The organism is Streptomyces sp. NPDC089424 (genome assembly GCF_044749345.1).
GTDB lineage: Bacteria > Actinomycetota > Actinomycetes > Streptomycetales > Streptomycetaceae > Streptomyces.
Genome location: NZ_JBIVHU010000001.1, coordinates 1,491,030 through 1,516,815 on the forward strand (window position 1 = coordinate 1,491,030; position 25,786 = coordinate 1,516,815).

Below are 25,786 nucleotides of genomic sequence, written 5' to 3' on the forward strand. Positions count from 1 at the left end.
CGGCGTGTGTGGTCAGCCCTGCCGATCTCTCGCGACCCGCTCCTGCCGCGGCACGGTGATCTCCAGGGTGTCGGCACTGGGAGCCGTCCATGTGCGGGCCCACGTGTGTACGGGCCGCAGGATGTACGTCCCGTTCTTCACGTCGGTGATGATGCCCTCTTGGTCCGCGCTGGAGTCGTACACCTGGTCGCCAACCCATGGGGACTGTTCTTCGGTCACTGAGCCTCCAACTCGCTGCACGTGTTGCCCTTGGCAGGGAGGAGACCCACCAGAAGCTCCTGCCCATCGCGTGATACGCCCGGTGCCGGAGGTCGCCCCCCGATGTCCTTCAGCGCCCGGACCTCCACGGAATGGCATTCGCCGCCGGCGTCCCCCTTGGATGCACCCGCACGAGAAATTCGGCCCCGTGTGGTGAACTCCCGGGTCAGGGAGCTTGATACACGTGCTCGCACGGGACCGGACACGGTCGCCGCCGCCCAGACCATCTAGGCCGCTTTTTCTGATCATCCGAGTGTTGGTCAGGTCGGCGGGCTGGGGAATGACCGCCCGAATTCCGCACGTTCGCAATTGCTCTGGGATCGCCCGGGACGAGACCGCCCTGCGCGTGCGCAAGGAAATCGGTCGGCCGCGCACCCACCCGTCGTGGTCCTGGCTGATCGGGCCCAGACCGCCAACCGCAAGCGCATGGGCAGCAACTGCGGCCGTTCGCCGTCGTTCGACCGCCAGGCATACACGCAGCGCAACACGGTCGAGCGCTGCGTCAAGCGCCACAAGAACAGGCGCGGGCCGGCCACTCGCTACGAGAAGCCTGCCACCGTCCTACAGGCGGGACTCCACATCGCGGCCCTCTTCATCTGGTCCGCAAGCTGATCCTAGTGAGGCCATCTGAGGAGCGTCAGTTCCACGGTTCCCGGTGGGGGTTTTCGCCCAGCAACTTCGCTGCGGCCACACAGAGGTCTTCACCGAAGAGCTGGTTGCTGCCCCACTCGGATCCCCACAGGTCGGACGCGGCCTGGGCCACAGCGCGCCAGGTGTAGTCCTCATCACATCGCCACCTGCGGATCTGCGCAGCCATCTCCGGCGTGATCGTTGCCGGGTCAACGGTGTTGTGTGTCACCCCAGCGACCCTAGGGACATTGCAAGCAAAGGGGCCATCGGATTACGCCTTCGCCGGCCCAGACAGGCCCAGGACTTCGCACAGGAATCGACTGAACCCTCAAGATCCGAACGAGAGGGCCTGATACTCCAGCCGTAGATCATAATCCCGATGGTGAGGGGCGTCGAGGCAGCAGGTGTGTCAGCGTGCATCATCTCGCCCGAGATCGACCGTGCCGTCGAGGGCGTCGGCTCCTTTTCCGTCTACCCGAGTTCACCGCGACGGAGGGCGTCCCTTATCTCGCTGAGCTTCGCGGTCGTTGCCGGGGTCCGCTCCTTTGCTTGTTCAGCGAGTCGGCGGGCATCGTCGATCTCGCTGAGCTTCCTGGAGGACAGGACGGCCGCCCGCTCTATCAGGTCGTCCTGGGAAACGGTGGTCACCCACGTGCACGGGGTGAAGCCTGGACGCGGGAACGCGAGCCGCAGCACGCCTTCGAACGGCAGCCCTTCACCGGCGCCGATCGTAACTTCGATGCCCAGACCGCTGATGTCGACGCCCGCCGGAGCGACGACCTGCATCACCTGGAACCCGGACGCGTCGTCTCCTGACAGCAGTACGACCAACCTCCGCTCGTCGAACTGCACCCACCAGACTTCGCCACGTTGCACAAGCCCTCCGATACACAGGACGGCAGGCAGAAGCTGCGCAGCCCTGACGTGGTGTGGAGACGGGTGCGGCCACCGTTGATCATCGGTGTGTGAAGACAAACGATCATGCGGTGGCGGCAGGTCACAGCGTAGACCCTGTCCGCTGGCATGCCATTGCCGAGTGGGCGGGGGACAGGGCCCTGGACGGCATGTAGCACCTGCTAGGGAGGCCGAAGTGGGATGCCGACCAGGTCCGCTACGAGGTGGGTGACGACCTGGTGGTTGGTGGAGTACCGGTAGTTCTTCGACCGTTCCGCGATGGTGTGGTCCCGGGTAGGGACCAGGGCGCCGCCCACGATGAGAACGGTGTCCTTGGCGAACCGCTTGCGGGGCCTGAGCGCGAGCAGGGTCGGAGGTGCGGGATGACTCTGCCGGCTGTGGACTTCGAGACGTCGAACAGCGGAGCTAGCTGCCGCAACGTCAGATTGGTACGCCAGTAGGCCGTGATCAGCAACACGCGGTCCTCCAGCGGTAAACTCCACGACCTGCCTCGGTGGACCACATCTGCTCCATAGCACCGCAGCGTGGTCAGTAGCTTGCCGAAGATGCGCGGGCTCAGCCCCGTGAATGGGGTCATCCAGAACGGCTCCGATGCCGTGATCACACTCGCCACTTCATGATCATCACTCAGGCTGGCTCCATGTCGAGAAGGTCCCACAGCTACGCTGATCAGGGCAGTCCACAGCGCGCAAGACCGGGGAGACCGTGAACCGACCACTGCTGTTCCTCGACGTGGACGGGCCACTCAACCCCTATGCGGCTCAGCCGGAGAGGCGTCCCGACGGCTACACCACGCTCAGAGTTCCCCGGAATAACGCCCATCAGGGCGGTACGGGCCTTTCGTCCCGACGACGCCCCCTTCGGGTCTGGCTCCACCCAGAGCACGGGCGAACCCTGCTCCAGCTCGGCTTCGAGCTGTGCTGGGCCACCACATGGATGGACGACGCCAACCGGTGGATCGCACCGGTCCTCGGCCTCCCGGAACTCCCCTTCGTCGACTTCGGCGACGCCCTGTTCCAGGAACGCCCTGATGGAGTGCACTGGAAGACCGGACCGTTGGTGGACTACGCAGGCGGCCGTCCTTTCGCCTGGGTGGACGATGAGCAGAGCGAGCTGGATCAGACCTACGTGACAACCCACCACCAAGGACCTGGGCTGCTCCACCACGTCAACCCGCGGATTGGCCTGCGGGAGACCGACTTTCACACGCTCGCCGACTTCGCCCAGTCGCTGGGCACCTCACGAACCACCGGCTGAGCACCTTGCCAGTCCTTCAGGCCGCTCCGCACTCGGAGCCCTTTGCTGGACAACCTCTAGCAGAAGGGCTCGTCGAAGCTGCAACCCCTTCCTGGCTGAGTCGGCAGTGCTGCGGGAGGCGCTCGAGCCCGAGCTGTACGAGGCCGTACTGGCCGTCTCCCGCGCGGAGGCGGAGCTGTTCGTGATGTTGACCGACCCGGACGTCAACGAGGCCGTCCGCTGGCGGTGTCGACCGGCTACTCCTCGGGCTCCCAGGCGATCAGCTGCTCGAACACCTGCTGGTCGCCCTTGACCTTCAGATCGCTCAGCGTGAGGCGGCCCCAGACGAAGAGGAGCAGCTGCTCGGCCGTGCCCGTGGCCGAAGCGGAGGCGGGTGCGGCGTCGTCCGTGAGGGGTGCGGGCCAGGCGCCGGTGCCGTCCAGCACGAGGAGCCAGGAGCGGCCCTCGGTGGCGTGGTAGTGGATGGTGGCGGCCTCGTGCGGCCATGCCGCCGGCGTGGAGTTGCAGGTGTCGAGAAACTCGGCCACGCCGTCGATCGCGACGTCCGCCGGCATCGGCTGCACGGCGCCTGCGGCGAGCTGGGCGTCGTAGGTGTGCACCAGCACCTCGTGCACCCGGCGCCGGGCAACGCCCCAGGAATTCGCCGGCGACACGCCGGCGCGCCACCACGCCCAGCACTCGCGCTCCGGTCCGGCCTCGCGCAGCGCACTCAGGAGCAGCTCGTTCGACTCGGCGTACCAAGCGAGCAGCGCCTCGAGCTCGCGAGGCGCCGCCGCGGCATCCTTGGCCGGCGGAGCCTCCGCCGGGCCCGCGGCGACGATCGCGGCCCACCAGCGTTGGCCCGTACCCAGGTGCTGCACCAGATCGAACAACGTCCACTCAGGGCAGGACGGCACCGGCGCGTCAAGGCTGGGCGCGGCGGCAACCGCACTCCGGAACGCGGCCGACCGCTCGTTGATCAGTTGCAGCAGGGCGGAATACTCAAGGCTCTCTGTCACATCGCTTGGCTATCACCCCAGCTGAGCCGACCGCACCCCATTTTCGGGCCGTCAGCTGGGGGAGCCGGAGCACCGAGTAGGAGAGCCTGGTCGTAGCCATACCCCCTTCCTGGCTGGCTCGTTGAACGAGTCCTGGGGGAGGGGAACGGTTCTCCGTGGATTGTGCAAGATGACCAGCGGGGCGGATCGGATCGAGCCGTTGCTGCTGGTCAGGCCTTCTCCGTCCTAGGATGCGCTCTCATCCGCTGCTGGTGACTGCGCGCTCTGGCGAGCGATGCTGTGAGCTAGTCAGTCGCCGCCAGTCGGTTGAGAACTTCAACGGAGGTGAAACTCCAGCCGACAAGCCGCGGCCCGCTCCAATTGATGCCGATCACGAGTCCATCCCGGGCGGCATCGGGCAGTACGCGTTCACACCAGACGTCCAAGGGCACGGATGCAACGTGTCCCATGTCCCCAGATCCTGGCCGCCCTTTGGGCGCGGGCCGAGGTCGACCAGAAGGGAAGACTTCGCGTGCTGTCCTCGGAGAGGTGAGTCGGGCTTCCATCGTCATTCCTGACAAGCCAGACCATTCGGCTCTGGCGGACATCTCGGAAGAATGCCGCCGCTTGCGAACCGCTCTGACTCACGGCCGCCGAGCCTACCGTCTCCGACCAATCGTGTTGTCAGGAGGCCTGAGGCAGGCTTACTTGTTCCGTGGCATCGGTTCCACGAGGGGGCATCGCGTGGGCCCGACCGGAATCGGGCCCGGCTCCAGCGCGCGGAAGCCGTGCCGAGGCACGAAGGGCCCCGCATAATGCGGTTGAGGGTGATGCGGATCATCGATGAAAATCCTCGGCATGTTCTCCCGCAAGAATCGCCGCCCGAAGACTCCCGAACTGCTCAACGCGTGGCAGGCTCTCGATGAGGGTGATGTCCCGGGAGCCCTGCGCCAGTTGCGGCAGGGAACCGATGACCTGCCCCTCGATGAGCTCGCTCTCGTGGTCGCCCGGGCCGCCGGGAGTGCCGGTTTCGATGATCTGCGCACGGCCGCCGACTCGTTGGCGGCCCGTCCGGAAAAGGCGCAGGCTCTCTACGACTTCGGCTACGCGTGTATCGAGCGAGGTGTGCCCTACCTGGCGATACCTGCCCTGCGTCTGGCCCTGCGCCAGGCGCAGGGATCCGCGGCGGTCCTGCGCGAGCTGGTCTCGGCGTACGAGCGTGAGGGCCGGCATCGCGACGCCGTGGAGGTGCTCACGGCGCATGAAAGCGGGCTCGTCGACTGGCCGGACCGCTACCTGCTGGTCTACAACGCCCTCATGGCCGGTGATCTTGCTGTTGCCCGTCGCCGGCACGCCCGTCTTCCCGATCCGCAGGACGCGATGTGGCTGCCCGCTCAAGCCCGCCAGCGACGCATGCTGGAGCGAGCAGGCAGGACCGAGCCGGTGAGCCCGTTGGATGCCACCGACTTGCGAGGGTGGCAGTACGTGATCGGCGGCACGGTGCTTGGCACCCTGTCCCCGTACGGCTTCGAGTCGGGCATGACCGGGCGGTTCGCCTGGCTCCAGGACACCCACGGCCAGTGCCTGCGCGGCCTGCTGCGGCTCAAGGCGGTCCTGGGCGCCGCCGGGGTGCGCCCCACGTCGGTGTCCCTGCTGCCCGAGCGGGGAAGCAGGATTCTCGGCCTCGCGGCGGCCGAGGTGTTGGAGCTGCCGGCCAAGCCCTTCGCGCCCGACCGGGAGGACACGGTCGTCGTCGCGTACGACCTGAACGTGGTGGCCGACGCCGAGCAGGGTCCGGAGATCCTCGGCCGGCTCTTGGAGCGGACGCCGGGCCAAGTGCTGCACGAGCACGCGAGCAGCTGGACCGACCCGCCGGTCGTGACCGCTGACAGCGTCACCCTGCTCCACCAGTCGGCGACCGCGCCCTGGGAGGGACAACTGCGCGCCGGCGAGGACGGCAACGTCGACCGAGGCGCTCCCGACGGTCGGCCGGAGGAGGACATCGCCGCCGACATCCTGGCGGCCGACGCGTCGCCGGACGAAGGCGACGGCGGTGCACCCGCCGATCCTGTCGAGAAGCTCACCGACTTCGTTTCCGCGGTCCGCGACACCTGGCTGACAGGCGACCGAGCGGGCCTGAACTCGACGGGGCCGGTGTCCAGCTCCCGCTTCCGCTGACCCAGTCGTGCTGCTGAGGCAACTCCCCTCGCGGGCCAGTGGATTGGTCGTCAGGGGTGATCGCCTCCAAGGTCGGGAGACTTGCCGTGCCAGGAGTGGTCCCAGCCTGGTGCTGCTCGGTCGCCCATCCGCGATCGCGCGGCGAATGCGCGTACCGGATGTGCAGAGTGCGGGATGCTCGGCGGCAGCACTTCGTGGATGCCGCGGCGTAGTCCGTTGTTTGAACCGACCGGTGGGAGCCACGAGATCTCCTCGTGCCTGAACTCGTCCGTGCTCCCGGCCTCGGCAGCGGCCATACAACCTTCGGCGTCCGTCGCGAGTCGGAGTCGTCGTAGTGAGGTGAGGGCCTGGTGCAGCGGGGTGCCCGGGATGGCATACGATGCGCGCGACCTCATAAAGATCAGATAAGAGGATGTACACGTCATGGCAGCCCATACTCCGTATCGTTCCCTTCGCGGCATATCCGCCGTTGTCGCACTGCTCGCGATAGGGGCTGTGGGGTGTTCGGACGTCACGGACGCCGTGGACAGTGCCAAGGACGGTGCGAGGAAGGTGGCGCGCCAGCAGTCGGTGTTCTCGCTGGACGTCGGTGACTGCTACAACCCGAACGGCAATGCGGAGGGAACTGCCTACGCCGTCGAGGTCGTGCCGTGCGGCGAGGCTCACGAGGGTCAGGTCGTCGGTGAGTTCGCGATCGACGAGGGCAACAAGTATCCCGGCGACGACGGTGTCGCGGCGATCGCGGACGACCGCTGCCCGGCCGAGGCGCAGAAGTACGCGCCGGACACGTGGGCGCTCCCCAAGGGCGTCGCGCTTTTCTACTACACCCCGACCAGCGAGAGCTGGGCCACCGGTGACCGTGCGGTGAGCTGCACCTACACCGTGGAGAAGGGCACGTTCACTGGCTCGCTGGACACGGCGAAGTCCCTCAAGCCCGAGCAGAGCACGTACCTGAAGGGTTCGAACGCGGTCTACGAGGCCCTGTGGGCGAACCAGTCCGAGAAGGACACCGTCGAGGACGACCTGGCCGGCTACAAGGCGCAGGCCAAGGCCGTCGCGGCCGCTCTCGACGCACACGTCGAGGGTCTGAGCGGTATCGAGGGCGCCGAGGTCGGCAAGCTCCGCGAGACGTTGACGAAGGCTGCGGGGGACTGGAAGAAGGCGGCGGACGCCGCGGACGCCGACGCGTTCTACCTCGCCTACGACCCGGCGTTCACGGGCATCGACCCGGGCAAGTCGGTCGCCGCCCGGAAGGAGCTGGGTCTGGCCACCACCGTTCCGGCCGACGAGGCCGAGGTCTGGGCAGGCTGACCCCCGCCCGAGGAGCGGGGCTCAAGCCTCCCAGGGCACCGGCCCCGGCCCGGCCCCGCTCCGTGCAACCAGCACCGGCCTCACTATTGAGGTGCCGCGAGGCCGGTGCTGGTGCACCCTTCCTCGCGTGGAGTTGATGGAGGGCGAGCTACGGCGTCTTCGCTTCGGGCCGACGACTGAGGACGGTAGGCAACGGCCGTTCCTCGTAGAGGTCCGGTTCACGGCCGACGAGCCCGGCCAGGTCATCGCCGATGCCCGTGCGGTGCTGACGCGGGTGGTCGAGCGGACCGGCGACTGGCCCGACCGGGAGCGGTGGCCGCGGCTGCTGCCGGCATGGTTCATCCAGCGGTGCGCGCCCGAGCCCTTTCGGCCGGAGCCTGGTGAGCGCGTCGGTGCCGGAGCATGGCTGCGGCGGTGGCGGGCGATGCTGCCGTTGCAGACAGCTGACGACGAGGGACCGTGGACGTTGTCGGCTTGGCTGCACGACTTCGACCCGGAAGGGGCCGGCGCCGACCGCAGTTGGTGGTGGTGGCACGCCGGAACCGACGAATCGGGAGTCGGCTGGATTCAAGTGGCCACCACCGGCTGCCCGTTCGGCAGCGGTTCGCTGTACTGGCTGATCGAGGCCAGTGGCGGCAGGGATCTTGCTTATGGTGGTCCGTGAGATGCACGGACCACCCGACGGCGGAAGCGCAGTCACCAACCGCCCGTCAGAACAGCAGGCTGATCGGCTGCAACAGGATGATGCCGACGACCGAGGCAAGGGACACGCCGACCGTGCAGGTCTTGAGCGTGCCGCGGGTGGTCTGTCCCATGAGTGACCGGAGCAGCCAGAACGTGTTGCTGGTGACATGTATGGCGAACAGCGAACCCGTGCCCGCGGCGAGCGCGATGAGCACCGGGTCGATGCCGAGGCTCGGTGCGAGTGGCGCGAGGACACCGGCTGCGGTGATGGCAGTGATGGTGACCGAACCGACCGCCAGGTGCAGCAGGGCCGCGATTGCCCAGACCAGCAGCAGGGGAGCGAAGGAGTGAGTGCCGAAGTAGCCGCGGAGGACGGAGCCGAAGCCTCCGGCCGCGACCACGGCGGCGAGTGATCCGCCGACGGCCGTGAGGATGAGGATCTGGCCACTGTCCTTGAAGCCGCGCACGATGGCGTCCTCGGCCCGCTGCCGCCCCAGCCGGATCCGACCGATGATCACCGTGCCGATCAGGCCGACGAGAAGCGCGACGACCGGATCGGCCAAGAAGCCCAGCACGTGGTTGTGCACGTTCGCGGCGTCCGCGAGGGCGCCGGTGGCGATCATCAGCAGGGCTACGAGAAGCGGAGCGAAGCTGATCAGCAGGTGCGGGGCTTCGTGCCCGGCCTGAAGTCCGTCGGCGCCTTCCCCTGCACCCCTCCCGCTACCGCCCCCGCCGCCTTCCCCGCCATCCTCTTCGGCGGCCCTGTCGAGCGTGGCGGTAGCGGCCGTGGTGGTGCCCGGCCCGTTCGCCGGAGCGGTGGGGGGTGCCGCGGTCCGCTGACCTGCCGTGACCGGGTCTTCCCCGGCTTGCCTGCCGGAACCTGCCTCCGTATCCGCCTCGTACGTCTCGGCGGCGGTCTCGTCCGTGGCCGGGTTCCAGAAGCCCCTGCGGAACAGGAAGGTCATGATTGCCACCGAGATCAGGATCGTGGGGATGATCAACACCACGCCCCCCAGCAGCATCGTCCCCAGCGGTACGTGCAGCAGCGCGGCCAGCGCCAGCGCTCCGACTCCCGGGACGACCAGGACGATGCCGCTCTCCAGGCCGATGGCCATGGCGACGGCCATGCGGGGTGTGCCCAGGGGGCCGATGCGGCGTGAGGCGGAGCGGGCCAGCGGTGCGGAGATCACCAGCAGCACGTCCAGGTATATGGACTGCAGCAGGGTGCCCAGCGTCAGGGACATCGAGTACGGCAGCCGCTTGGGCCCGAAGACCCGGATCAGCCGCTGCACCAGCTGCTCGATCGTGCCCATCTCCTGAAGCATCGCGCCCATGAGGACGCCGAAGGCGATCAGCAGGCCTACCTCGGCCATGATGTCGCCGAAGCCCTTGGTGATCGTCTGGACGGTCTTGTCGAGGCCGAGTTTCGATGTGAGGCCCAGGTAGAGCGAGCCCAGCACGAGGGAGATCACGGGGTTCACGTGGAATCTGACGATCAGCACGACCATGGCCAGGATGGCCACGCCCGTGTTGACCAGGACCGGAACGTCTGACATACCGCTCGCTCCTTGCCTGCGGCCCTGAGAGCCGTGCTGCGCGGGTGGCGGTGGCCGGCATGTCGAGTCGCTGGTCGCTGTGACGGCGCTGTCACGGCGTCGGGACGGGACCTGCACCCGTTCATCTCATGGGATGGCAACCCAGACTGCGCGCCGATGGTGGCAGGACAATGGTCAAGAATAGAACTAAATGGCGGATGTCGCGCCTCGATCGTCACATTTTGTATAAGTTTTGGGATATGAAGTAAGCCTTGACCGATGGGGACGAAAACCGCATTCTGGAGTGTGGACCCACATAGTGAGTTGACGGTAGGAGGCTGCACATGGCCGCAACCGACGCGAGTGGGCAGCGTGTCCCCGGGCCACTCGACGGACTGCGCGTGGTCGAACTGGGCAACTTCATCGCCGCCCCGTCGGCGGGCCGACTGATGGCCGACCTCGGCGCCGACGTGGTGAAGGTGGAGCGGCCGGTGCGCGGTGACGAACTGCGCCGCTGGCGTCTGTACGAGGGGGACACCTCGCTCCTCTTCCGCGCGATGAACCGGAACAAGCGATCACTCACCCTCGACCTGGGGCACCCCGAAGGCCGTGCGGTCGCCAGGGAACTGATCGGGCGCTGCGACGTCGTCCTGGAGAACTTCCGGCCCGGCACGCTGGAGCGCTGGGGCCTCGGGGTCGACGAACTGCGCGAAGCCGACCCCCGTCTGATCGTCGTCCGCATATCGGGCTACGGACAGACCGGGCCCTACCGCGACCGGCCCGGATTCGGGGGCGTCGCCGAAGCCGTCGGCGGACTGCGCCACCTGACCGGCTATCCCGACCGGCCGCCGACCCGGCTCGGCATCAGCCTCGCCGATTCCGTGGCGGGTCTGTACGCGGTCATCGGCTCACTTGCCGCCCTCCAGCGCCGCGCCGCCACGGGTCGCGGGGACACCGTGGACGTCGCACTGTACGAGGCGGTCTACTCCCTGATGGAGTCCCTCACCCCCGACTACGACGCCTTCGCCGTGGAGCGCGAGCGTTCCGGCAGCTCGCTGCCGGGCATCGCGCCGTCGAACACCTACGTGTGCGCCGACGGCCGGTACGTCGTCATCAGCGGCAACGGCGACTCCATCTTCAAGCGGCTCATGCACGTCATCGACAGACCGGACCTGGCCGAGGCCGCGGGCCTTGCCGACAACGCCGGACGCGTCCGGCACGCCGGGGAGCTCGACGACGCGATCTCCGCCTGGACCCGGCGCTTCTCGCACGACGAGGTCCTCAAGTTCCTGGACGACGGCGGCATCCCGTCCGGTCCCATCTTCACCGCGGCGGAGATCGCCACCGACCCCCACTACGCGGCACGCGGCATGCTGGAGCGCCATCTGGTGAGCATTGCCCAGGGTGACGAGCGCGAGGTGGCCTTCCCGGGCATCGTGCCCACATTCGGCGAAGCGCCCGGCCGCACCCGCTGGCTCGGCCCGGACCTGGGCGAACACACCGACGAGATCCTGGCCGAGATCGGAATCGACGACGCACGGCGCACCGCGCTGCGTGACAGGGGAGTGGTGTGAATGAACGGCATGCCGGACCAGGTCCTGATCACCGAGGTGTTGCTGCGTGACGGCCTCCAGATGGAGCCGGTGATCGTCCCCACCGACGACAAGCTCCGCCTCGCCTACGGCTTCCTCAAGGCCGGAGTGACGTCGCTGGAGATCGGCTCCTTCGTCCATCCCGACAAGGTGCCGCAGATGGCGGACACCGACCGACTGGCTACCGAACTGTGCGCCGGCGAGGCCGCTTCCCTGCACGCCCTGGTCTTCAACGAGAAGGGCGCCCGCCGGGCCCTCGAAGCCGGAGTACGACACGTCCGCCTCATCGTCTCGGCGAGCGACGGCCACAGCCGGGCCAACGCCGGACTCCCGACCCGGCAGGCCCTGGACCGGCTGCGCCCCGCGGCGGAGGCGCTCACGGACGCCAAGGTCCAGCTGGAGGCCACGATCGCCACCGCCTTCGTGTGCCCGTTCGACGGCGAGACGCCCCCCGGCCGCGTCGTGGACACCGCCCACCGGCTGGCCGGCCTCGGTGTGTCCGCCCTCCATCTGGGCGACACGATCGGTGCGGCCAGCCCTTGGCACATCCGGCGGACGGTGACCGCCGTTCAGGACGAGCTCCGCGACATGCCCCTCGGTCTGCACCTGCACAACACCTACGGCATGGCCTCAGCCAATGTCTGGGAGGCCCTGCACCTGGGTATTCGCCGGTTCGACGCTGCCCTGGGCGGCGTAGGCGGCTGCCCCTTCGCTCCCGGTGCCGCGGGGAACATCGCCACCGACGATCTCGTCAACCTCTGCCATCACGCCGGTATCGCCACCGGCATCGATGTCGACCAGCTCGTGGCGCTACGCGACGAACTGCACGCGCTGCTCGGGCGGAAGCTGGACTCGGCGCTGGCGGCCGTGCCGGCCGCACCGGCACCGCTGCGTGTCACGGCCCTGTCTGACATACCGTAGGTGCTCGTACGGGCGGAGTTCCGGCGGGGAGACGTGGCGATGAGCACGCAAGACAAGGGCGGTACGGCGCCGCTGCTGGTCCTGAACAAGATCCGGCAGATCCTCGAATGCTTCACGATCGAGCAGCCCGAGCTCACCCTTCAGCAGCTCACCAGAACCACCGGATTTCCCGCCAGCACCTGTCAGCGTCTGGTGCACAACCTCACGCGCGAGGGATTCCTCGACCGCACCGACGACAGGTACCGCATCGGCCTCGGCCTGGTGCGCTGGTCCGCGCCGGGCACGTTCGGACTGGACATGGTTCAGCTGACCCGCCCCGCGTTGCAGCAGCTGCGCGACCGGACCGGTGAGACGGCGTGCCTCTATGTGCGGGACGGGGCTTTCCGGACCGTCGTCTCCCTGGCGGAGACCCGGCATGTGGTCATGCGGCTGTTCATGATCGGCATGGTGATGTCCCTGCACGCCGGATCGGCCGGCAAGGTGTTCATGGCCTACGACCCCTCGGCGCGCCGGGCCGCGGTCAGTCACGGCCTCACGCGGCACACCAGCCGCACCGTCGTGGACATCGACGTCCTGGACCGTCAATTGGAGGAGGTACGCCGCAACGGCTTCTCCGCGACGTTCGAGGAACGAGATCTGGGCGCCGCCTCGGTCAGTGCGCCCGTCTTCGGCAGCAGCGGCGAACTGGTCGCGGCCATCGGCGTCGGAGCGCCGACCCAGCGTCTGACCCCGGCCGACGTCGCCCAGGTCGCGCCCATGGTCGTCGAAGCCGGCGAGGAGGCCTCCCGCCTCCTGGGTTACCGCCCCGGCATCCGCGCGCGGGCGGGCGACTCCTCCTGACGGACCGGTCCTGCGCCGGAGGGCAGATACAACTGCCCTCCGTGGGCCCGAAGATCGCACGCACGTCCGGACTCCACCTGTACAAGAACGGTCTGTTGGGTGGCGCGGTCGGGGGTACACGGCTGAGCATGGCACCGAAGACCGATCACCTCATTCCCTCCCGGGCCGTCCGACAACTGCGCCGGGTCCGCGCCTTCTACGCGGGAGGAGCCCTGTTGTGGGCGGCGGCGGCCTGGACGGGATGGGCGAACTCCGCGAGCCGGCAGATGTGGGTCTCCCTGCTCCTGCTGGTCGTCTTCTCCGCACTGCTGTTCACCGCATCTGTCTGGCTGCGGCGCCTCAGGGCCGCCACAGCAGCAGATCGGCCGGCGCATCACGCCGCACCGCGTCGCGCGGTCGGCCCACGCCATGCGAGTGCCTGACCCCCGGCGAAGTGCCCCTGCGGTGTCGGGTGAGGTGCGGTTCCACACCGCACCCGACACCGAGGGGGATTCGCCTTCTCACAGCAGGCTTGCGTGTGGTTCCGGCGGTCCTCCCATCCGGTAGCGCTGGGAGAGGGGCGTGGTGCCGTCGATGTCGGTGACGCCGAGACGGGCGCCCAACTCCGCACCGATCATGGTGCGACCCGAGAAGTCCATCAGGTCCTCCCGTGCGTACAGAGCGGAGATGACCCGCCCGGTGAACTCCGGTGACTCACGCGGCGTACTGGGGCGCTGCTCAGCAGGAAGGGTGTCCAGGTAGGCGCGTGCGCGTTCCGTGTCGAGACCACCCATCCAGATCGAGACGGAGGCCACGCCGTACGGCCGCAACTCGTGTGCCATGTCGGCAGCCATCTTGTCCGCCCCGGCCTTCTGCGCCCCGTACGCGGGTCCCTGGTAGTAGGACACCGCGCCGTAGTGGCCGGTGGCCACGATCATCCCTCGTCCGTTCGCCAACAGGAGAGGCGCTGCGTAGTAGGCGGCGACGTAGTGGGAACGCAAGCCGACCGAGATCAGGTCGGCCGCCTCGAGCGGCTTCTCCCAGAAGCCCATCGGCCCTGTGATTCCGTTCAGCTTCGCCGCGTTGTTGACCAGGATGTCGAGACGCCCCTGCTCGTCGGCGATCTGCTGGAACAGCCCTTCCACACTGCCATCATCGGCGTGATCGACGACCACGGGTACCCCGTGTCCGCCCGCCTCGTCGATCATCTCCGCCGTCTCGAAGACCGAACCCCCGTACGGCGATTCCTCGGCGGCCCGCGTGCGACCCGTGACGTAGACGGTCGCGCCTGCTTTCCCCAGAGCGAGGGCGATTCCCTTGCCCGCTCCACGGCTGGCGCCTGTGACCACGGCGATGGACCTGGTGATGACGATCTCCTCAGTGCTGGGCGGACGACGCCGTCTCGGGTCGCCCGTCGGGTGGGTGGCCGCGCCCGGCTCGGTCACCAGGCGTCGGCTGTCAGGCCCCGGTGACCTGCCGGACGCCCTGTCCGGGTCCGGCTCCGATTTCGATGATACGGACACTGTGTCCGTTTGGCTCTGTGCTTCCGGACACAGTGTCCGTTTGGGTTTATGCTGGCGCCATGGCCGAAGCCGAACCGCCGCCTACGCGCTCCGACGCGCGGCACAACCGCGAAGCGCTGCTGATCGCCGCCGAGGACGTGTTCACGCGCCTGGGTACCGACGCCCCCCTGCAAGCCATCTGTCAGCAGGCCGGAGTCGGACGCGGGACGCTGTACCGGCACTTCCCCACCCGTGAGCACCTGTTCGTCGCGCTCATGCGCGAGCGGGTCGAGGAACTCGATCTCAGGGCGCGTACGCTGCTCGACGCGCCCGACACGGCTTCATCGCTGGTGGAATGGCTGCGGTTGTACGACCGGAGCGCGACCGACTATCCGGGGATGAGTGCTCAGGTGGGTGGCGGGCTGGCGGACAGCACCTCCCCTGTAGAGCCCTTGTGCCGACCGATGAAACGCAACTTCGCCAAGCTCTTCGCCCGCGCGCAGGAGGAAGGCGCCGTCCGCACCGACATCTCGGCCGTGCAGGTACTGACACTGGTCGGCGCCCTGCCGAAAGACCCGGCAACCGGGCGGACCGTGACGCCCTACCTGGACGTGGTCATCAACGGACTGCTGCGGTCGGACCATAAGTAGCTCTCAAGTGAAGGACGATCACCGCAACCGGCATACGGCGGAAGCACGTCCCTCCACAGGAATTACGTTGCCTGTCCTGGTGCCTACTGATCGAGGAAGAACTGGTATGAACGGCAGAAGACCTCTCGGAATGGCGCTGGCCCTGTTGGGTGCGGGCGTGCTGGTCGCGCTCGCCGTCGTCCTGGCCACGGTGGACTTGTCCAACGGCGTCCGGATCTACTTTGTCGTGATCATGGTGGTGCAGGCGGGCATGACGGCGGCGATCGCGACGACACTGGCACGGGGAGGGGGGCGCTGACGCCCTGGAGGTCGCGGGGTGGGCTACCGGGCTGACGCCACCACTCGGGTGACTTGGCAGCAGTAGTCAGCGGGGGCGCATCCGGATGCGGTCCGGGTCAGGCGAGAGCCGACACACCTACAACTCGCCCCGCCCCGGCGTGTCTCCGCTGCCCGCTCTTCCGCTCTCCTTCACGCCCAGGACGGCCCGCCGCTGCGCTGTGCCAGCACGATCACTCGTGTCAGCCGCCGTTGCTCGCCCCACCGAGAAAGGCTCGCCTCCCTATGTCCCTGTTGAGTCGTCGCACGCTGGTCACGGGCGCGTCCGCCGCCGGTCTCGCCCTGACACTGCCCCACCCCGCCCAGGCGGGGGAGTCCGCCTCCGCGGAGGAGTCCGCCTCTGCGGCGGAGACCGCTTACGCGGCATTCCGCGTCGTCCGGGCGCGAGCGGGAGAGCCGGGGTATCCCGAGATCACCCTGCCCGCCGGGTACACCGCCCTGCCGGGCGAGAAGTACCAGGTGGCGAGCCGGGCCGAGTTCTACAGCTTCGTCACGGGCCCGAAGAACGCCGCCGGCATCGAGGTCTCCGTCCGCTGGCCCGGAGTCTTCGTGAAGGCCGTCGTCCACATGGAGACCAGACTCGCGGTGAAGCGTGACCCCGCCGATCCCTACCGGATCACCTTCACGCTCCCCGTCAGCCGGCCGACGATCGGGGCCAATGAGCCCACGCTCCAGATCTGGAGCCACCCCGACATCTCGGCAGGCATGTACTACAAGATCGACCACAACGACCCGGACCGGGTCGCCGGGCCCTGGCGGGACGTGCCCTGGCCGGCGAACGAGGTCAGGTCCCAGACCCACCAGCTCGTCGCCGCCCACACCATCCTGGTCGCTTCCGGTCTCAAGGCGACGGCCGCGGCCAAGGGCCACCGCTGGTTCGTCGCGGGCTTCGAGACCAACAACACCCTGCACGCGGACAACCCACCGCACTGGCACATCTCGTACAACTCCGGAGCGGACTTCAACGCCCCGACCCACAACACCCACTTCTGGCTCGACAGCGATGCCCGGAATTTCTACAACGGCATGGACGTCACCGGTCTCGGCCGCCTGAAGCACTACGTGGGCGACCCCGCGCGCATCTACGACTTCAACGGCGACGCCAACGACGGCCGTGGCGATCTCGTCGCCACCATGACCATCCGAGAGGACGGCGGCATCGACATCGCGCCGCCCGAGGGCCCGGCCTACGCGATCGCGGCGGGCCGCGACGGCTCCCTGATCGAGCAGGTCACCGTCCTGCGCGACGCAAAGCCCTGGCTGCGTGTGACGACCGACGACCACCAGCGCATCGGTGTGACGACCGTGCGGGTCCTGGGCCTGCAGGATCCCCGCGAGAGCTACGCGAAGGTGCTGCGGTACGACCCACTGACCGGCGTGCTGATCTGACCTCGCCCCCTCCGGGCGCTGCGGAGCGCCCGACAGCCCCTGCTGCCGGCGCCGGTGCATGATCGGATCGGTTCGCAGCGGTCGGGTACGGCCAGGGCGCCCGCTGCCAGGCTTGGAGTCGGAAGGAGGCCTCATGATCTCGGGACTGAACCAGCTCGTCGATCTCGTCGAGGAGCACCTCGCGGAGGAGCCTGACGTCCAGGGGCTGGCGGCGGGGCTCGGCACGACCGAGTACCACCTGCGCCGGATGTTCTCGTCGTTGGCCGGCATGCCGCTGTCGGAATACGTGCGTCGGCGGCGCATGACCGTTGCCGCCGCCGACGTCGTCCGCGGCGAGACGGATCTGCTGAGCATCGCGGTCCGGCACGGATACGGCTCGACCGAGGCGTTCGGACGTGCGTTCCGGGCGGTCCACGGTGCCGGCCCCGGAGACGTACGCCGCCATGGAGGCCCCTTGCGCACACAACCGCAGCTCAGGTTCCGCCTGACCGTCGAAGGGAGCACCCCCATGGACACCCGGCTCGTCAATCGACCCGCCTTCCGGCTGATCGGACACGCCACGCGCGTCCCGCTCATCCATCAGGGCGTCAACCCGCACATCCAGCAGCACATCGCCGCCATTCCGCAGGAGGAGCACCTGCGGCTCAAGGCCCTCAGCGACACCGAACCCGGAGGCCTGCTGCAGGTCAGCGACGGGGTAGATCCCGACGGCACGGAGGGCAGCGAACTGACCTACCTGCACGGAGTCGCGGTGGGCCGGGACACGCCCGCCCCGGACGGTCTAGACGCCATCGAGGTAACGGAGGGCACCTGGGCGGTCTTCCGTACGAGCGGACCGCATCCGCAGGCCCTGCAGACGACCTGGGCGGCGACCGCGACCGACTGGTTCCCCTCCAACCCGTGGCGGCTGCGACCGGGCCCCTCGCTCGTAGCCACCCTTGAGCGTGCGGAAGACTTCAGCACCGCGACCTGTGAGCTGTGGCTGCCGGTCGAACCGGCGTGACGCATCACGAGTGACGAACGCTCAGTCACGTCCCTGCTTTGCGAGGGCGTGACTGAGCGCCGAAGTCTGCCGGTCCGGGCAGAAGCGCGCACTCCACGGCCGCAACGCGGGCAGGCCGACCGCTACGCTCGCGGCCATGACGCCACCAGCGACGAACACAGAGGCAGTCCGCCCGACCGCGTTGTGGGGCGTATCTCTGGCGTCCCTGTGCGTCTTCCTCCTCAGCTGGGCGCTCTGCTGGGTGAACGCGTACGTCGTGAACGACGACCTGCCGAACGCCTGCGGTGACCTGCGCCGCCAGAGCTTCCCCCCGGAGGTGGCATGCGTGTCCGCGGACGGCACGCTGACGGGCGCGAACGCTGGGTGGATCGAGGCTCTGTTCTTCGCCTCGCTCGTAGTTTTCGTGCTACTCGCGAGCATGGTGCTGGCACTCGCGTCCGTCCGCAGGAAGTGACGCGTACGGCCTCGGCCCGGCGGCCCGCCTGAGGTGCGAGGAGCACCGCGGAACCCCGGCTTGCCTGCCGCCGATTCGGCTACGGGCCCGTGCAGTAAAGTCCGCCGTGATCACTACAAGGGGACGACCCTGTGCAACTTCCGTCCGCCTGGGGAACGACGTTCGGCACTGCGCTGCTCGCGACCTGCCTGCTGGCCTGTTCCGCAGCCGCGGAACCCCGATCCGGGGACGCGGAAAGCCCGGACACATCCCTTTCTTCTTCCTCCGCGGCCTCGACACCTACGGAAGCCGGCCAACAGCCGAGGCACAAGAGGCAGCACCCGACTCGGACTTCGCCGCGTCGCCGGGACCGGAGTTGGTCCGCGACGCCTTCGCCGGCCTCCAGGCCACCCTCAACGACACCTGCACCCCAGGGGCGGGAGATTGCGGGTACTTCCTGGGCCGGGTCCACGAGGAACTGATGGGCCTCGACGCGGCGATGAAGGCGGACGCCAAGGGACCGGGCCACTTCCCCGAGCCCCTCGCATGGATCGCGGACCTCCGCACGACACTCGACGGCGACACCTCCACGGAGAACCTGGAAACCCACCGCACGGAACTGATCGGCGTCCGCGACCGGATCAACGCCTGGATGCAGGACCATCCCGACGACTACCGCTGAGCGGCGCCGGCCAGGTTGCAGCGATACTGGCCCCCATCGCGACTCGCAGGCCGCTCCCATACTGCCTGGATGGAGGAGGAAGCGTTGGAGATGGCCCGACGATGGCTGGCTGATCGGGGCGTCAACCAGGTGCGCGACGGGTGGGTGAGCCAAGACGAGCCGGACGCGCTCCTGACAGCCAACGAAGTGGCGCAGTCCTGGGCCGGCGATGTGTTCGCCGAGAACCTCGATGCAGCTGACCAGCTACGGCTGGCCTTCGAGCTGCTCGACCTCCTGGACGACTACTGGGTCACCTGCGAGATCCGGTTCGCACACGAGAGTGCCGCGGGTCCCCTGCCTGCCGAACTGTTGTGGGACGGCCACCGCCGACGGCTGGAGGCGGACGGAGACGTCGAGGCCGTCTCCTACTCGCTGTGGGTGGACTGGTTCCAGGACCACGTCACCTCTGCGACAGCCTTTGCCGAAGTGCTCGGTAACGACATCGACAGAGTGGTGGCCGATCGTTCGAAGGCCCGGCTCCGCCGAGCCCGGAGGGTTCTGGAGTGCTCGGGCCCGGTGCGCTGGCCCGTGAAGGAGCCGGTGTACCGCACTGCCATGCGGCTTCCCTCCCTGCATGGAGCCGTTTTCAAGGGACTCCTGACGAGCTTCCACGACGTGTACGGCGACCTGGAACCGGCAGCCGCGCTGCCCCTCCTCGATCAGTTGGACCTTCCGACGAACACCCAGCACCTTGCGGAACTACGCCACGTACTCACCGCGGGACACAGGAACCACCACCGTTGTCCGCACGCCTGGGAGGACGCGGTTCAAGCCCGCCTGCCGTGGGAGGCGCGACCGACGAATACGGTGGGGGGCCTGCCGGCTGAGAGGACGCGAAGACGTGGACGTGTACGAGGCCGTGGAGAGTCGCCGAGCGGTGCGGGCGTTCAGTGATGAGCCGGTGTCCAGGGAGGTGCTCGAACGGGTGCTGGCCGCGGCCGCGCGGGCGCCGTCGAGCGGCAACCTCCAGCCGTGGCGCGTGTACGTCGTGGGAGGAGGGTCCCTGGCTGAGCTGAAGAGGCGTGCGACGGCCAGGGCGCTGGCCGGTGACCCGGGTGACGAGCGGGAGTATCCGATGTACCCGGCGGAACTGGCCTCGCCGTACCTGGACCGCTTCCACGCCGCGGCCGCCCAGCGATACAAGGCGCTGGGGATCGAACGCGACGACCCCGCCAGGCCCATGAAGACAGCTGCCCTGAACTCGGGGGCGTTCGGGGCGCCGGTCGTGCTGTTCTGCTATCTCGACCGGGAGATGGGCCCAGGACAGTGGGGCGATGCGGGAATGTATCTGCAGACGGTCATGCTCCTTCTGAGGGCAGAGGGGCTGCACAGCTGTCCTCAGGTGATGTGGACCATGTACCGCAAGACTGTCAGCCAGATAGTCGGTGCAGGACCGGAGCTCGTGATGTTCTGCGGCGTCTCCGTGGGGTTCGAGGCAGAAGACGGACCGCGAGTACGCACCGGGCGGGCGGACCTCACGGAAACAGTGAGCTTCGTCGGAGTGTGACCAGGGCCCTTCCGCCGAGCGGGTGTGCCCGCCCTACCTGCTGTCTCTTGCCTTCTCGTAGGCGGCCAGTTCTCCCGCATGGCCGATGAAGGCGGGGCCGCAATGTGGCGGTAGGCGATCGACGACCATCGCCACTGCGGCCTGCGCACTGTCCGTCTCGGCGATCCGAGGGCTGTTCCGATGCGGTCCTTCGACGTAGTACCGGCCGTCTCTCACGGTGCCGATGTACGGGATGTCCCAGGTGTAATCCATCTCCGTGCACCTGCTGAAGTGCAGCTCCCACATACCGGTCCATGGGGAGAGCTGGCGAAGCAGCGGTTCGGCATGCGCTATCCGCACGAGCTTGGCAAACGGTTTCAGAAGTGGTGACTCCGCCGTCCGGGACGGTTCGCCGTAAGTGGTCAGGATGCGCTGCCAGGCTGCGTCGACGATGTTCGTCATACCGCTATTGTGCGGGGCCCACGTTAACTCACCGATCAGGACTGGGATTTACGCACTCCGCCCATACCCTCGGCCGCGACTGGCCGGTCCCAGGGTGAACGGCCGGCGGGTCAGCGGGCACACTCTCCGCAAGCTTCGCCGGACCGGGCGCCGCCCAGGAGGCGGCGCGGGGAGTTTTCGCCGCAGAGCAGCGTCGGGTACGGCGCCTTCCCCGCTTCCCCCTCAGGAGTGGCGGAAGATCCCTTCGGCATCATCCTGGGCCCAAGCCGCGTACTCCTCGAAGCCCAGGTTGCCGATACTCAGGTTCGCGTAGATCTCGTGGACCGCTGCGGGGATGGCGCGGAACTCGCTGCCGAACTCGGTCAGTTGCTCGTAGTCCTCCTCGTCGACGCACTCCTCCCGCGTCAGCGTGGTGACCGCCAGCAGCGGGTGGTGTTCGGCCTGCATGCTTGCCCGGTCGGCAAGGAAGACGATGGACAGGTTCTCGTCAGCGCGGACCGCCGTCAGCACCTCGTCGACGGTAGCCTCCGCCCAGGCCGGGTCGTTGACGAGGTGGACGTGCGCTTCGTACTGCCCGTCTCCCCAGGGCTTCATCAGCGCCGCCACCACGTCCTGCCACGCCTGGTCGTCGCGGTAGTCGGTCCTGACGACCAAGGTATCGAACTCATCATGGCCAGTGACAACGGGCAACGTTCCCATGGGTCCTTCTTCTCGGTGACGATCGGTGAGCCGTGCTGTGACTGTCTCATGGTCCGTCTGTCACGCCCCACGGGACCCGGCGTTCCGCACGCGGTTCCGGTCAGGAACCAGGTGCCCCACGCGCGGCTTCACTCAGGGCTTGGCGTGACGCGACGCCCAGTCCAGCGCGTGGTAGGCGACCTCCTCCCAGGGGACACCAGTGGGGCCCGGTCGGGGTCTGCCCGGCGCCGCGATGGCGTACCGGTCGTAGACCGCCCGCGCTTCGGCCTCGGGCAGGGTGTTGGTGAAGGCGTAGTGGAACTGCTCCGGGGTGAAGCCCGCCCCCCCCGGTGCCGCTGGCCGGGTTGGTGAAGATGGGGAAGAGGGACCGCAGTTGGGAGGGCGGGTTGACCCGGATGCCCTGCGGCGGCGCCGAGTCGATCACCACTCCCGCTGCGGCGTGGCCCCGGTCGAGCAGGAGCTGGGTAAGTACCCCGCCGAAGGAGTGGCCGATGAGGATCGGCTTCTCCGGCAGCTCGGTGATCACCTTCTCCAGGTGGGCGACGGTCTCCGGCACGGTCAGTGACGCGATGGGGGAGGGGTCGGCGCGCAGCGCCTCCACCTCGACTCCGGGCTGGCTTCCGAGCCGATCCGGATGCGGTCAGCGCGCGTCGTAGAACGTGTCGGCCGAACCGTCGAGCTGCTGGACGAGACGCTCGATGGGGGAGGTCACGACGCCGCGTGGTTGCGAGGCCAGAAGGTGGGGCGACTCCGGCGGCATCGCTCGGGCCGGATGGCCGAGGCCGGCGGCACCCAGACCCGTCCCGGTGAGTGACGAAGATCGGCGTTCCGGCGCTGAGAGGAAGGGGCGTATCAACACGCTCTCTTCACTTCGTGCACCCTTGGGGGGACCTAGTTGTTCACCACCACGTCCGGCGGTCGGCACAGACGCCGGATACGCATAGCCCTGCCCGTATCCGCGGCAGGTGTCGCCGTCGCTGTCGCCGCCGCGCTGCTGACCACCTCCGCCGAGGCGGCGACGCCCCTGCCGCAGCCTTCTGTCAATCCCGCCATCAGCGCGCCTTCCGCCGCTGAGCTCGAGCAGCGGCTGACCACCGCGATCGCCGGGGACGACAAGGCCGGGCAGGCGCTGACCAAGTCGTCGTTCGGTGCCGGCACGACCGCACAGGGCATCGACCCCAAGATCATCGGCGGCACCACCACGACCATCACCGCTGCGCCGTGGATGGCCCAGCTCTGGTACGGCGACGACAAGGGGACGGCCGACACCGCCGACGACGTCGGCTTCTTCTGCGGCGGAGCGGTGGTCGCGCCGACCAAGATCATCACGGCCGCGCACTGCGTCGCCGGTTACGACTGGCACCAGCACGGCTCGGTGATCACCGGCACCGCGCAGCTGCCGGCCGTCGACGACCAGGGTTACATCACCGACCTGCACGGCGGTGCCATCACGGGCGTCTGGCGGCAGTGGCACCACTCGTCGTACCGCGCGTCGACCCTCGACGCCGACCTCGCGGTCCTCACCCTGCCGTACGCGATCAAGGCGACACCGATCCGCATGACGACGGCCGGAGACACCACCTCCTACACCGCCGGGACCAGCGCGAAGGTGTACGGCTGGGGCCGGACCAGCTCCACCCACGACAACATCTCCGAGACGCTGAAGACGGCCACCCTGCCCGTCCAGTCGGACACCACCTGCGCCACCGCCTACGGCTCCTCCTTCATCAAGGGCCACATGGTCTGCGCGGGCACGCCCGCCACCGGCAGCGACGACGGCACCACGACCGCCTGCAACGGCGACTCCGGCGGCCCGCTGGTCGTCAACAACCGGATCGTCGGCATCGTCTCCTGGGGGGTGGAGGACTGCGTCGCCGCCGGTGCGTACAGCGTCTTCACCAAGGTGACCTCGTACGTCGGAGCCGCCTACCCGCGTCTCGACGACACCAACTTCGACGGCGACCACCGGGGCGACCTGTGGCTGCGCAGCGGCTCCACGGACATCGGGTACTCCCGGTACTCCCGCGGCACCTCGTTCGTCGCCGGTGAGAACTGGGGCGACTGGGCCGGGGTGAACCAGGTCGTGCAGACCGACCTCGACCGGGACGGCTACCAGGACATGGTCTACCGCCGCAGCAGCGACGGCGACGTCTTCTGGGCGCACTACGTCGTGTCCCGCAACACCTGGATCACGCAGCGGATCGCCGACAACTGGAAGACCCGCACACGGATGGCCATCCCGGGCGACGTCACCGGCGACTACCTGCCCGACCTGCTCTCGGTCGACTCGGCCGGCGTGCTGTGGATCTACCCCGGCAAGGGCAACGGCACCTTCGCCACGCGCGTGAAGGTCGGCACCGGCTGGAACCAGTACAACTGGATCCGCGGTCACGGCGACTTCACGGGCGACGGCCGGACCGACCTCGTCGCCCGCAACGCGAGCAACGGCTACGTCTACCTGTACAAGGGCACGGGCAAGGCGGGCACCGGGGCGTTCGCCAGCAGGATCAAGGTGACGACCTGGAGCAGCTCGACGTACAACGCGGTCGCCACGGTCGGCGACGTCAGCGGCGACGGCCGCGCCGACCTCCTGGCCCGCACGCCCGGCGGCACCCTCTACCTCTACCGGGGCACCGGGAACGCCACGGGTACCTTCTTCTCCGCGCGCGTCTCGGTCGGGACCTACTTCAAGGCCTACGACATCCTCACCTGACCCCGCGGGGCGGCGGGGAGAAGTCCCACCCGCCACCGCTACGCACGGCGCTCACCCGACTCCCCGGGTGAGCGCCGCGCGTCGTTCGCCCCTGTCCCGACAGCCCTGCTGTCGATGCCTCCGCCGCTCCGGCGGATCTACCACCTAACCGCGTAGCTGCGCCCGCACGGCCGGTTGGCGCAGACCTGCCTTGTCGCCGTCCGGGCTGTACGAGACGGCCACGAGCGCGATGTCGTCGTCGAGGCGCATCTCGCCGCCGACGTGCTCGGCGAGGCCGTCCAGGACGTGCCGGATGAGGTCGCCGGGCCCGGCGTGACGCCAGGAGACGACCCTGCCCTGGAGGTCGTAGAAGCGGCCGGCGCTGTCCCGGGCCTCTATCGCCCCGTCGGTGTAGAGGAGGATGGTGCTCTGCTGGTCCAGCAGGAAGGTGTCGACGGCGTAGTCCTCGGCGTGGACGCTGTTGAGGCCGATCGGCGGCGTGGGGACGCCGGGCGACACCGCGCGAGCGCCGGTCCGTGAGACCAGGTACAGAGGCGGATGGCCGCAGTTGATCATGCGAACGTCCGCTGACGTGTCGGGGATCTCCAGAACGAGCAGGGTCACGAACCGCTCCGACACGTCCCCCTCCCTGCGCTCCGCATCCTCGAAGTGGGCCCGCATCGCCACCTCCAGGTGGGCCACGAGTTCCGGGAGGGCGAGCCCCTTGTGGGGCGCCCCGCGAAACGCGGCGAGCAACGCGGCCGCGTCGTCCACGGCGGGGAGGCCCTTCCCCTTCACGTCCCCGATGACGACCCGCAGGGCCTCGTCGGTGCGCGCCGCCGCGTAGAGGTCGCCGCCGACCAGCGCGTGCGGGTGCGACGCGTGGTAGACGGCCGCGATGCGCAGGTCGCCGACGCGTGGGGGCAGGGGCCTGAGCAGGATGCGCTGGACCGTCTCGGACACCGCGCGGACCTCGGTCAGCTCGCGAATGTTCCGTTCTTTGTACCGGCCAAAGGTGATCACGAACGCCGACACGAGCGCGATCGCCAGCAGGTGGACGGCGAAGATCGAGGTGTTGAGCAGGTTGTCGTAGATGTCGAGCGCGAGCGCCCCGAGACAGGACAGGACGCCGGACAGAGCCGTGATCCGGCTGCCGGCGAGAGCGGCGGTCGTGGCCGGCACGACGACCATCAGTGAGCCGAGGTGCTGCGACTTCGGCAGCAGGAAGCCGGCGACGAGAATCACGGTGAGCATGCTGAGGGCGACGACGAGCGGGCCTCGGCCGTGGACGGTGAACGACTGCCACGAATCCCACACGCTCGTCCCCGGACCCCGA

At 68.5% G+C, this 25,786-nt stretch carries 29 protein-coding genes and 1 pseudogene; 18 read left to right on the forward strand and 12 right to left on the reverse strand.

Annotated elements, in window-relative coordinates:
* Positions 1-12 precede the first annotated feature (12 nt).
* Positions 13-219: a hypothetical protein gene (locus ACIP2X_RS06540; protein WP_401668288.1), complete on the reverse strand. Its 207-nt coding sequence runs from the start codon at positions 217-219 to the stop codon at positions 13-15.
* 423 nt (positions 220-642) lie between these two features.
* Here ACIP2X_RS06540 and ACIP2X_RS06545 point away from each other — a divergent pair, with 423 nt between their 5' ends.
* Positions 643-870 carry a hypothetical protein gene (locus ACIP2X_RS06545; protein ID WP_401668290.1) on the forward strand — a complete coding sequence of 76 codons (228 nt, stop codon included), beginning with the start codon at positions 643-645 and terminating at the stop codon, positions 868-870.
* Positions 871-895: 25 nt separating this feature from the next.
* Here the strand turns inward: ACIP2X_RS06545 and ACIP2X_RS06550 are convergent, their stop codons facing one another.
* From ACIP2X_RS06550 to ACIP2X_RS06560, 3 genes and pseudogenes are all read right to left on the reverse strand, one after another.
* On the reverse strand, positions 896-1,117 hold the full coding sequence (locus tag ACIP2X_RS06550) for a hypothetical protein (RefSeq protein WP_401668293.1): 222 nt from the start codon (positions 1,115-1,117) through the stop codon (positions 896-898).
* Between the two features lie 242 nt (positions 1,118-1,359).
* Positions 1,360-1,764 carry a type II toxin-antitoxin system PemK/MazF family toxin gene (locus ACIP2X_RS06555; RefSeq protein WP_401668296.1) on the reverse strand — a complete coding sequence of 135 codons (405 nt, stop codon included), beginning with the start codon at positions 1,762-1,764 and terminating at the stop codon, positions 1,360-1,362.
* Positions 1,765-1,970: 206 nt separating this feature from the next.
* A pseudogene (locus ACIP2X_RS06560) lies at positions 1,971-2,416 on the reverse strand (transposase family protein); the annotation flags it as partial.
* Positions 2,417-2,508: 92 nt separating this feature from the next.
* Here ACIP2X_RS06560 and ACIP2X_RS06565 point away from each other — a divergent pair.
* A complete protein-coding gene (locus ACIP2X_RS06565) occupies positions 2,509-3,060 on the forward strand; it encodes a hypothetical protein (RefSeq protein ID WP_401668298.1) in 552 nt (183 codons plus the stop codon).
* Between the two features lie 236 nt (positions 3,061-3,296).
* Here the strand turns inward: ACIP2X_RS06565 and ACIP2X_RS06570 are convergent, their stop codons facing one another.
* Both ACIP2X_RS06570 and ACIP2X_RS06575 read right to left on the reverse strand, forming a co-directional pair.
* Positions 3,297-4,058, reverse strand: coding sequence for a maleylpyruvate isomerase family mycothiol-dependent enzyme (locus tag ACIP2X_RS06570; protein WP_401668300.1), 762 nt, complete (start codon positions 4,056-4,058; stop codon positions 3,297-3,299).
* 408 nt (positions 4,059-4,466) lie between these two features.
* The gene (locus ACIP2X_RS06575; protein ID WP_401668920.1) at positions 4,467-4,628 is read right to left on the reverse strand and encodes a hypothetical protein; all 162 of its coding nucleotides are present in this window, start codon (positions 4,626-4,628) and stop codon (positions 4,467-4,469) included.
* 267 nt (positions 4,629-4,895) lie between these two features.
* On the opposite strand from ACIP2X_RS06575, the gene ACIP2X_RS06580 reads away from it, so the two are divergent.
* The 3 genes from ACIP2X_RS06580 (at position 4,896) to ACIP2X_RS06590 (ending at position 8,190) form a co-directional block, all read left to right on the forward strand.
* Complete coding sequence (locus tag ACIP2X_RS06580) at positions 4,896-6,215, forward strand: tetratricopeptide repeat protein (RefSeq protein ID WP_401668302.1); 1,320 nt, start codon at positions 4,896-4,898, stop codon at positions 6,213-6,215.
* A 423-nt stretch (positions 6,216-6,638) separates the two neighbouring features.
* On the forward strand, positions 6,639-7,526 hold the full coding sequence (locus ACIP2X_RS06585) for a septum formation family protein (protein WP_401668304.1): 888 nt from the start codon (positions 6,639-6,641) through the stop codon (positions 7,524-7,526).
* Between the two features lie 136 nt (positions 7,527-7,662).
* Positions 7,663-8,190 carry a hypothetical protein gene (locus ACIP2X_RS06590; RefSeq protein WP_401668922.1) on the forward strand — a complete coding sequence of 176 codons (528 nt, stop codon included), beginning with the start codon at positions 7,663-7,665 and terminating at the stop codon, positions 8,188-8,190.
* Positions 8,191-8,236: 46 nt separating this feature from the next.
* Here the strand turns inward: ACIP2X_RS06590 and ACIP2X_RS06595 are convergent, their stop codons facing one another.
* Positions 8,237-9,766 carry a GntP family permease gene (locus tag ACIP2X_RS06595; RefSeq protein ID WP_401668306.1) on the reverse strand — a complete coding sequence of 510 codons (1,530 nt, stop codon included), beginning with the start codon at positions 9,764-9,766 and terminating at the stop codon, positions 8,237-8,239.
* A 323-nt stretch (positions 9,767-10,089) separates the two neighbouring features.
* On the opposite strand from ACIP2X_RS06595, the gene ACIP2X_RS06600 reads away from it, so the two are divergent.
* The 4 genes from ACIP2X_RS06600 to ACIP2X_RS06615 all read left to right on the forward strand — a co-directional run bounded on the left by ACIP2X_RS06600 (position 10,090) and on the right by ACIP2X_RS06615 (position 13,520).
* On the forward strand, positions 10,090-11,319 hold the full coding sequence (locus ACIP2X_RS06600) for a CaiB/BaiF CoA transferase family protein (protein WP_401668307.1): 1,230 nt from the start codon (positions 10,090-10,092) through the stop codon (positions 11,317-11,319).
* Positions 11,320-12,258, forward strand: a complete 939-nt coding sequence (locus tag ACIP2X_RS06605) for a hydroxymethylglutaryl-CoA lyase (RefSeq protein ID WP_401668309.1) — start codon at positions 11,320-11,322, stop codon at positions 12,256-12,258.
* Between the two features lie 39 nt (positions 12,259-12,297).
* A complete protein-coding gene (locus tag ACIP2X_RS06610) occupies positions 12,298-13,098 on the forward strand; it encodes an IclR family transcriptional regulator (RefSeq protein WP_401668311.1) in 801 nt (266 codons plus the stop codon).
* A gap of 128 nt (positions 13,099-13,226) precedes the next feature.
* Positions 13,227-13,520 (forward strand): hypothetical protein, encoded by a 294-nt coding sequence (locus tag ACIP2X_RS06615; RefSeq protein WP_401668314.1) that lies wholly within the window; start codon positions 13,227-13,229, stop codon positions 13,518-13,520.
* Between the two features lie 78 nt (positions 13,521-13,598).
* Here ACIP2X_RS06615 and ACIP2X_RS06620 read toward each other — a convergent pair whose 3' ends face one another.
* Positions 13,599-14,522 carry an SDR family NAD(P)-dependent oxidoreductase gene (locus tag ACIP2X_RS06620; RefSeq protein ID WP_401668316.1) on the reverse strand — a complete coding sequence of 308 codons (924 nt, stop codon included), beginning with the start codon at positions 14,520-14,522 and terminating at the stop codon, positions 13,599-13,601.
* Between the two features lie 137 nt (positions 14,523-14,659).
* On the opposite strand from ACIP2X_RS06620, the gene ACIP2X_RS06625 reads away from it, so the two are divergent.
* From ACIP2X_RS06625 to ACIP2X_RS06660, 8 genes are all read left to right on the forward strand, one after another.
* Positions 14,660-15,229 carry a TetR/AcrR family transcriptional regulator gene (locus tag ACIP2X_RS06625; RefSeq protein ID WP_401668319.1) on the forward strand — a complete coding sequence of 190 codons (570 nt, stop codon included), beginning with the start codon at positions 14,660-14,662 and terminating at the stop codon, positions 15,227-15,229.
* A 130-nt stretch (positions 15,230-15,359) separates the two neighbouring features.
* A complete protein-coding gene (locus tag ACIP2X_RS06630; RefSeq protein WP_401668322.1) occupies positions 15,360-15,527 on the forward strand; it encodes a hypothetical protein in 168 nt (55 codons plus the stop codon).
* A gap of 263 nt (positions 15,528-15,790) precedes the next feature.
* Entirely contained in the window at positions 15,791-16,954 is a 1,164-nt protein-coding gene (locus tag ACIP2X_RS06635) for a hypothetical protein (protein ID WP_401668324.1), read from the forward strand.
* Between the two features lie 133 nt (positions 16,955-17,087).
* The gene (locus ACIP2X_RS06640; protein WP_401668327.1) at positions 17,088-17,957 is read left to right on the forward strand and encodes a GyrI-like domain-containing protein; all 870 of its coding nucleotides are present in this window, start codon (positions 17,088-17,090) and stop codon (positions 17,955-17,957) included.
* Positions 17,958-18,093: 136 nt separating this feature from the next.
* Positions 18,094-18,411: a hypothetical protein gene (locus ACIP2X_RS06645; protein WP_401668329.1), complete on the forward strand. Its 318-nt coding sequence runs from the start codon at positions 18,094-18,096 to the stop codon at positions 18,409-18,411.
* A gap of 355 nt (positions 18,412-18,766) precedes the next feature.
* Entirely contained in the window at positions 18,767-19,072 is a 306-nt protein-coding gene (locus tag ACIP2X_RS06650; protein ID WP_401668332.1) for a hypothetical protein, read from the forward strand.
* A gap of 69 nt (positions 19,073-19,141) precedes the next feature.
* Positions 19,142-20,005 carry a hypothetical protein gene (locus tag ACIP2X_RS06655; protein WP_401668334.1) on the forward strand — a complete coding sequence of 288 codons (864 nt, stop codon included), beginning with the start codon at positions 19,142-19,144 and terminating at the stop codon, positions 20,003-20,005.
* Positions 19,953-20,618: a nitroreductase gene (locus tag ACIP2X_RS06660; protein WP_401668336.1), complete on the forward strand. Its 666-nt coding sequence runs from the start codon at positions 19,953-19,955 to the stop codon at positions 20,616-20,618. The genes ACIP2X_RS06655 and ACIP2X_RS06660 overlap by 53 nt, the downstream gene beginning before the upstream one ends.
* 33 nt (positions 20,619-20,651) lie before the next feature.
* Here ACIP2X_RS06660 and ACIP2X_RS06665 read toward each other — a convergent pair whose 3' ends face one another.
* From ACIP2X_RS06665 to ACIP2X_RS06675, 3 genes are all read right to left on the reverse strand, one after another.
* On the reverse strand, positions 20,652-21,059 hold the full coding sequence (locus tag ACIP2X_RS06665; RefSeq protein WP_401668339.1) for a DUF6193 family natural product biosynthesis protein: 408 nt from the start codon (positions 21,057-21,059) through the stop codon (positions 20,652-20,654).
* 222 nt (positions 21,060-21,281) lie between these two features.
* Complete coding sequence (locus tag ACIP2X_RS06670) at positions 21,282-21,758, reverse strand: DUF6924 domain-containing protein (protein WP_401668342.1); 477 nt, start codon at positions 21,756-21,758, stop codon at positions 21,282-21,284.
* Positions 21,759-21,858: 100 nt separating this feature from the next.
* Positions 21,859-22,359 carry an alpha/beta fold hydrolase gene (locus ACIP2X_RS06675; protein WP_401668344.1) on the reverse strand — a complete coding sequence of 167 codons (501 nt, stop codon included), beginning with the start codon at positions 22,357-22,359 and terminating at the stop codon, positions 21,859-21,861.
* A 294-nt stretch (positions 22,360-22,653) separates the two neighbouring features.
* Between ACIP2X_RS06675 and ACIP2X_RS06680 the strand changes: the two genes are divergently transcribed.
* Entirely contained in the window at positions 22,654-24,471 is a 1,818-nt protein-coding gene (locus tag ACIP2X_RS06680; RefSeq protein ID WP_401668346.1) for a trypsin-like serine protease, read from the forward strand.
* Positions 24,472-24,615: 144 nt separating this feature from the next.
* Here ACIP2X_RS06680 and ACIP2X_RS06685 read toward each other — a convergent pair whose 3' ends face one another.
* A complete protein-coding gene (locus ACIP2X_RS06685) occupies positions 24,616-25,767 on the reverse strand; it encodes a PP2C family protein-serine/threonine phosphatase (protein ID WP_401668349.1) in 1,152 nt (383 codons plus the stop codon).
* Positions 25,768-25,786 lie beyond the last annotated feature (19 nt).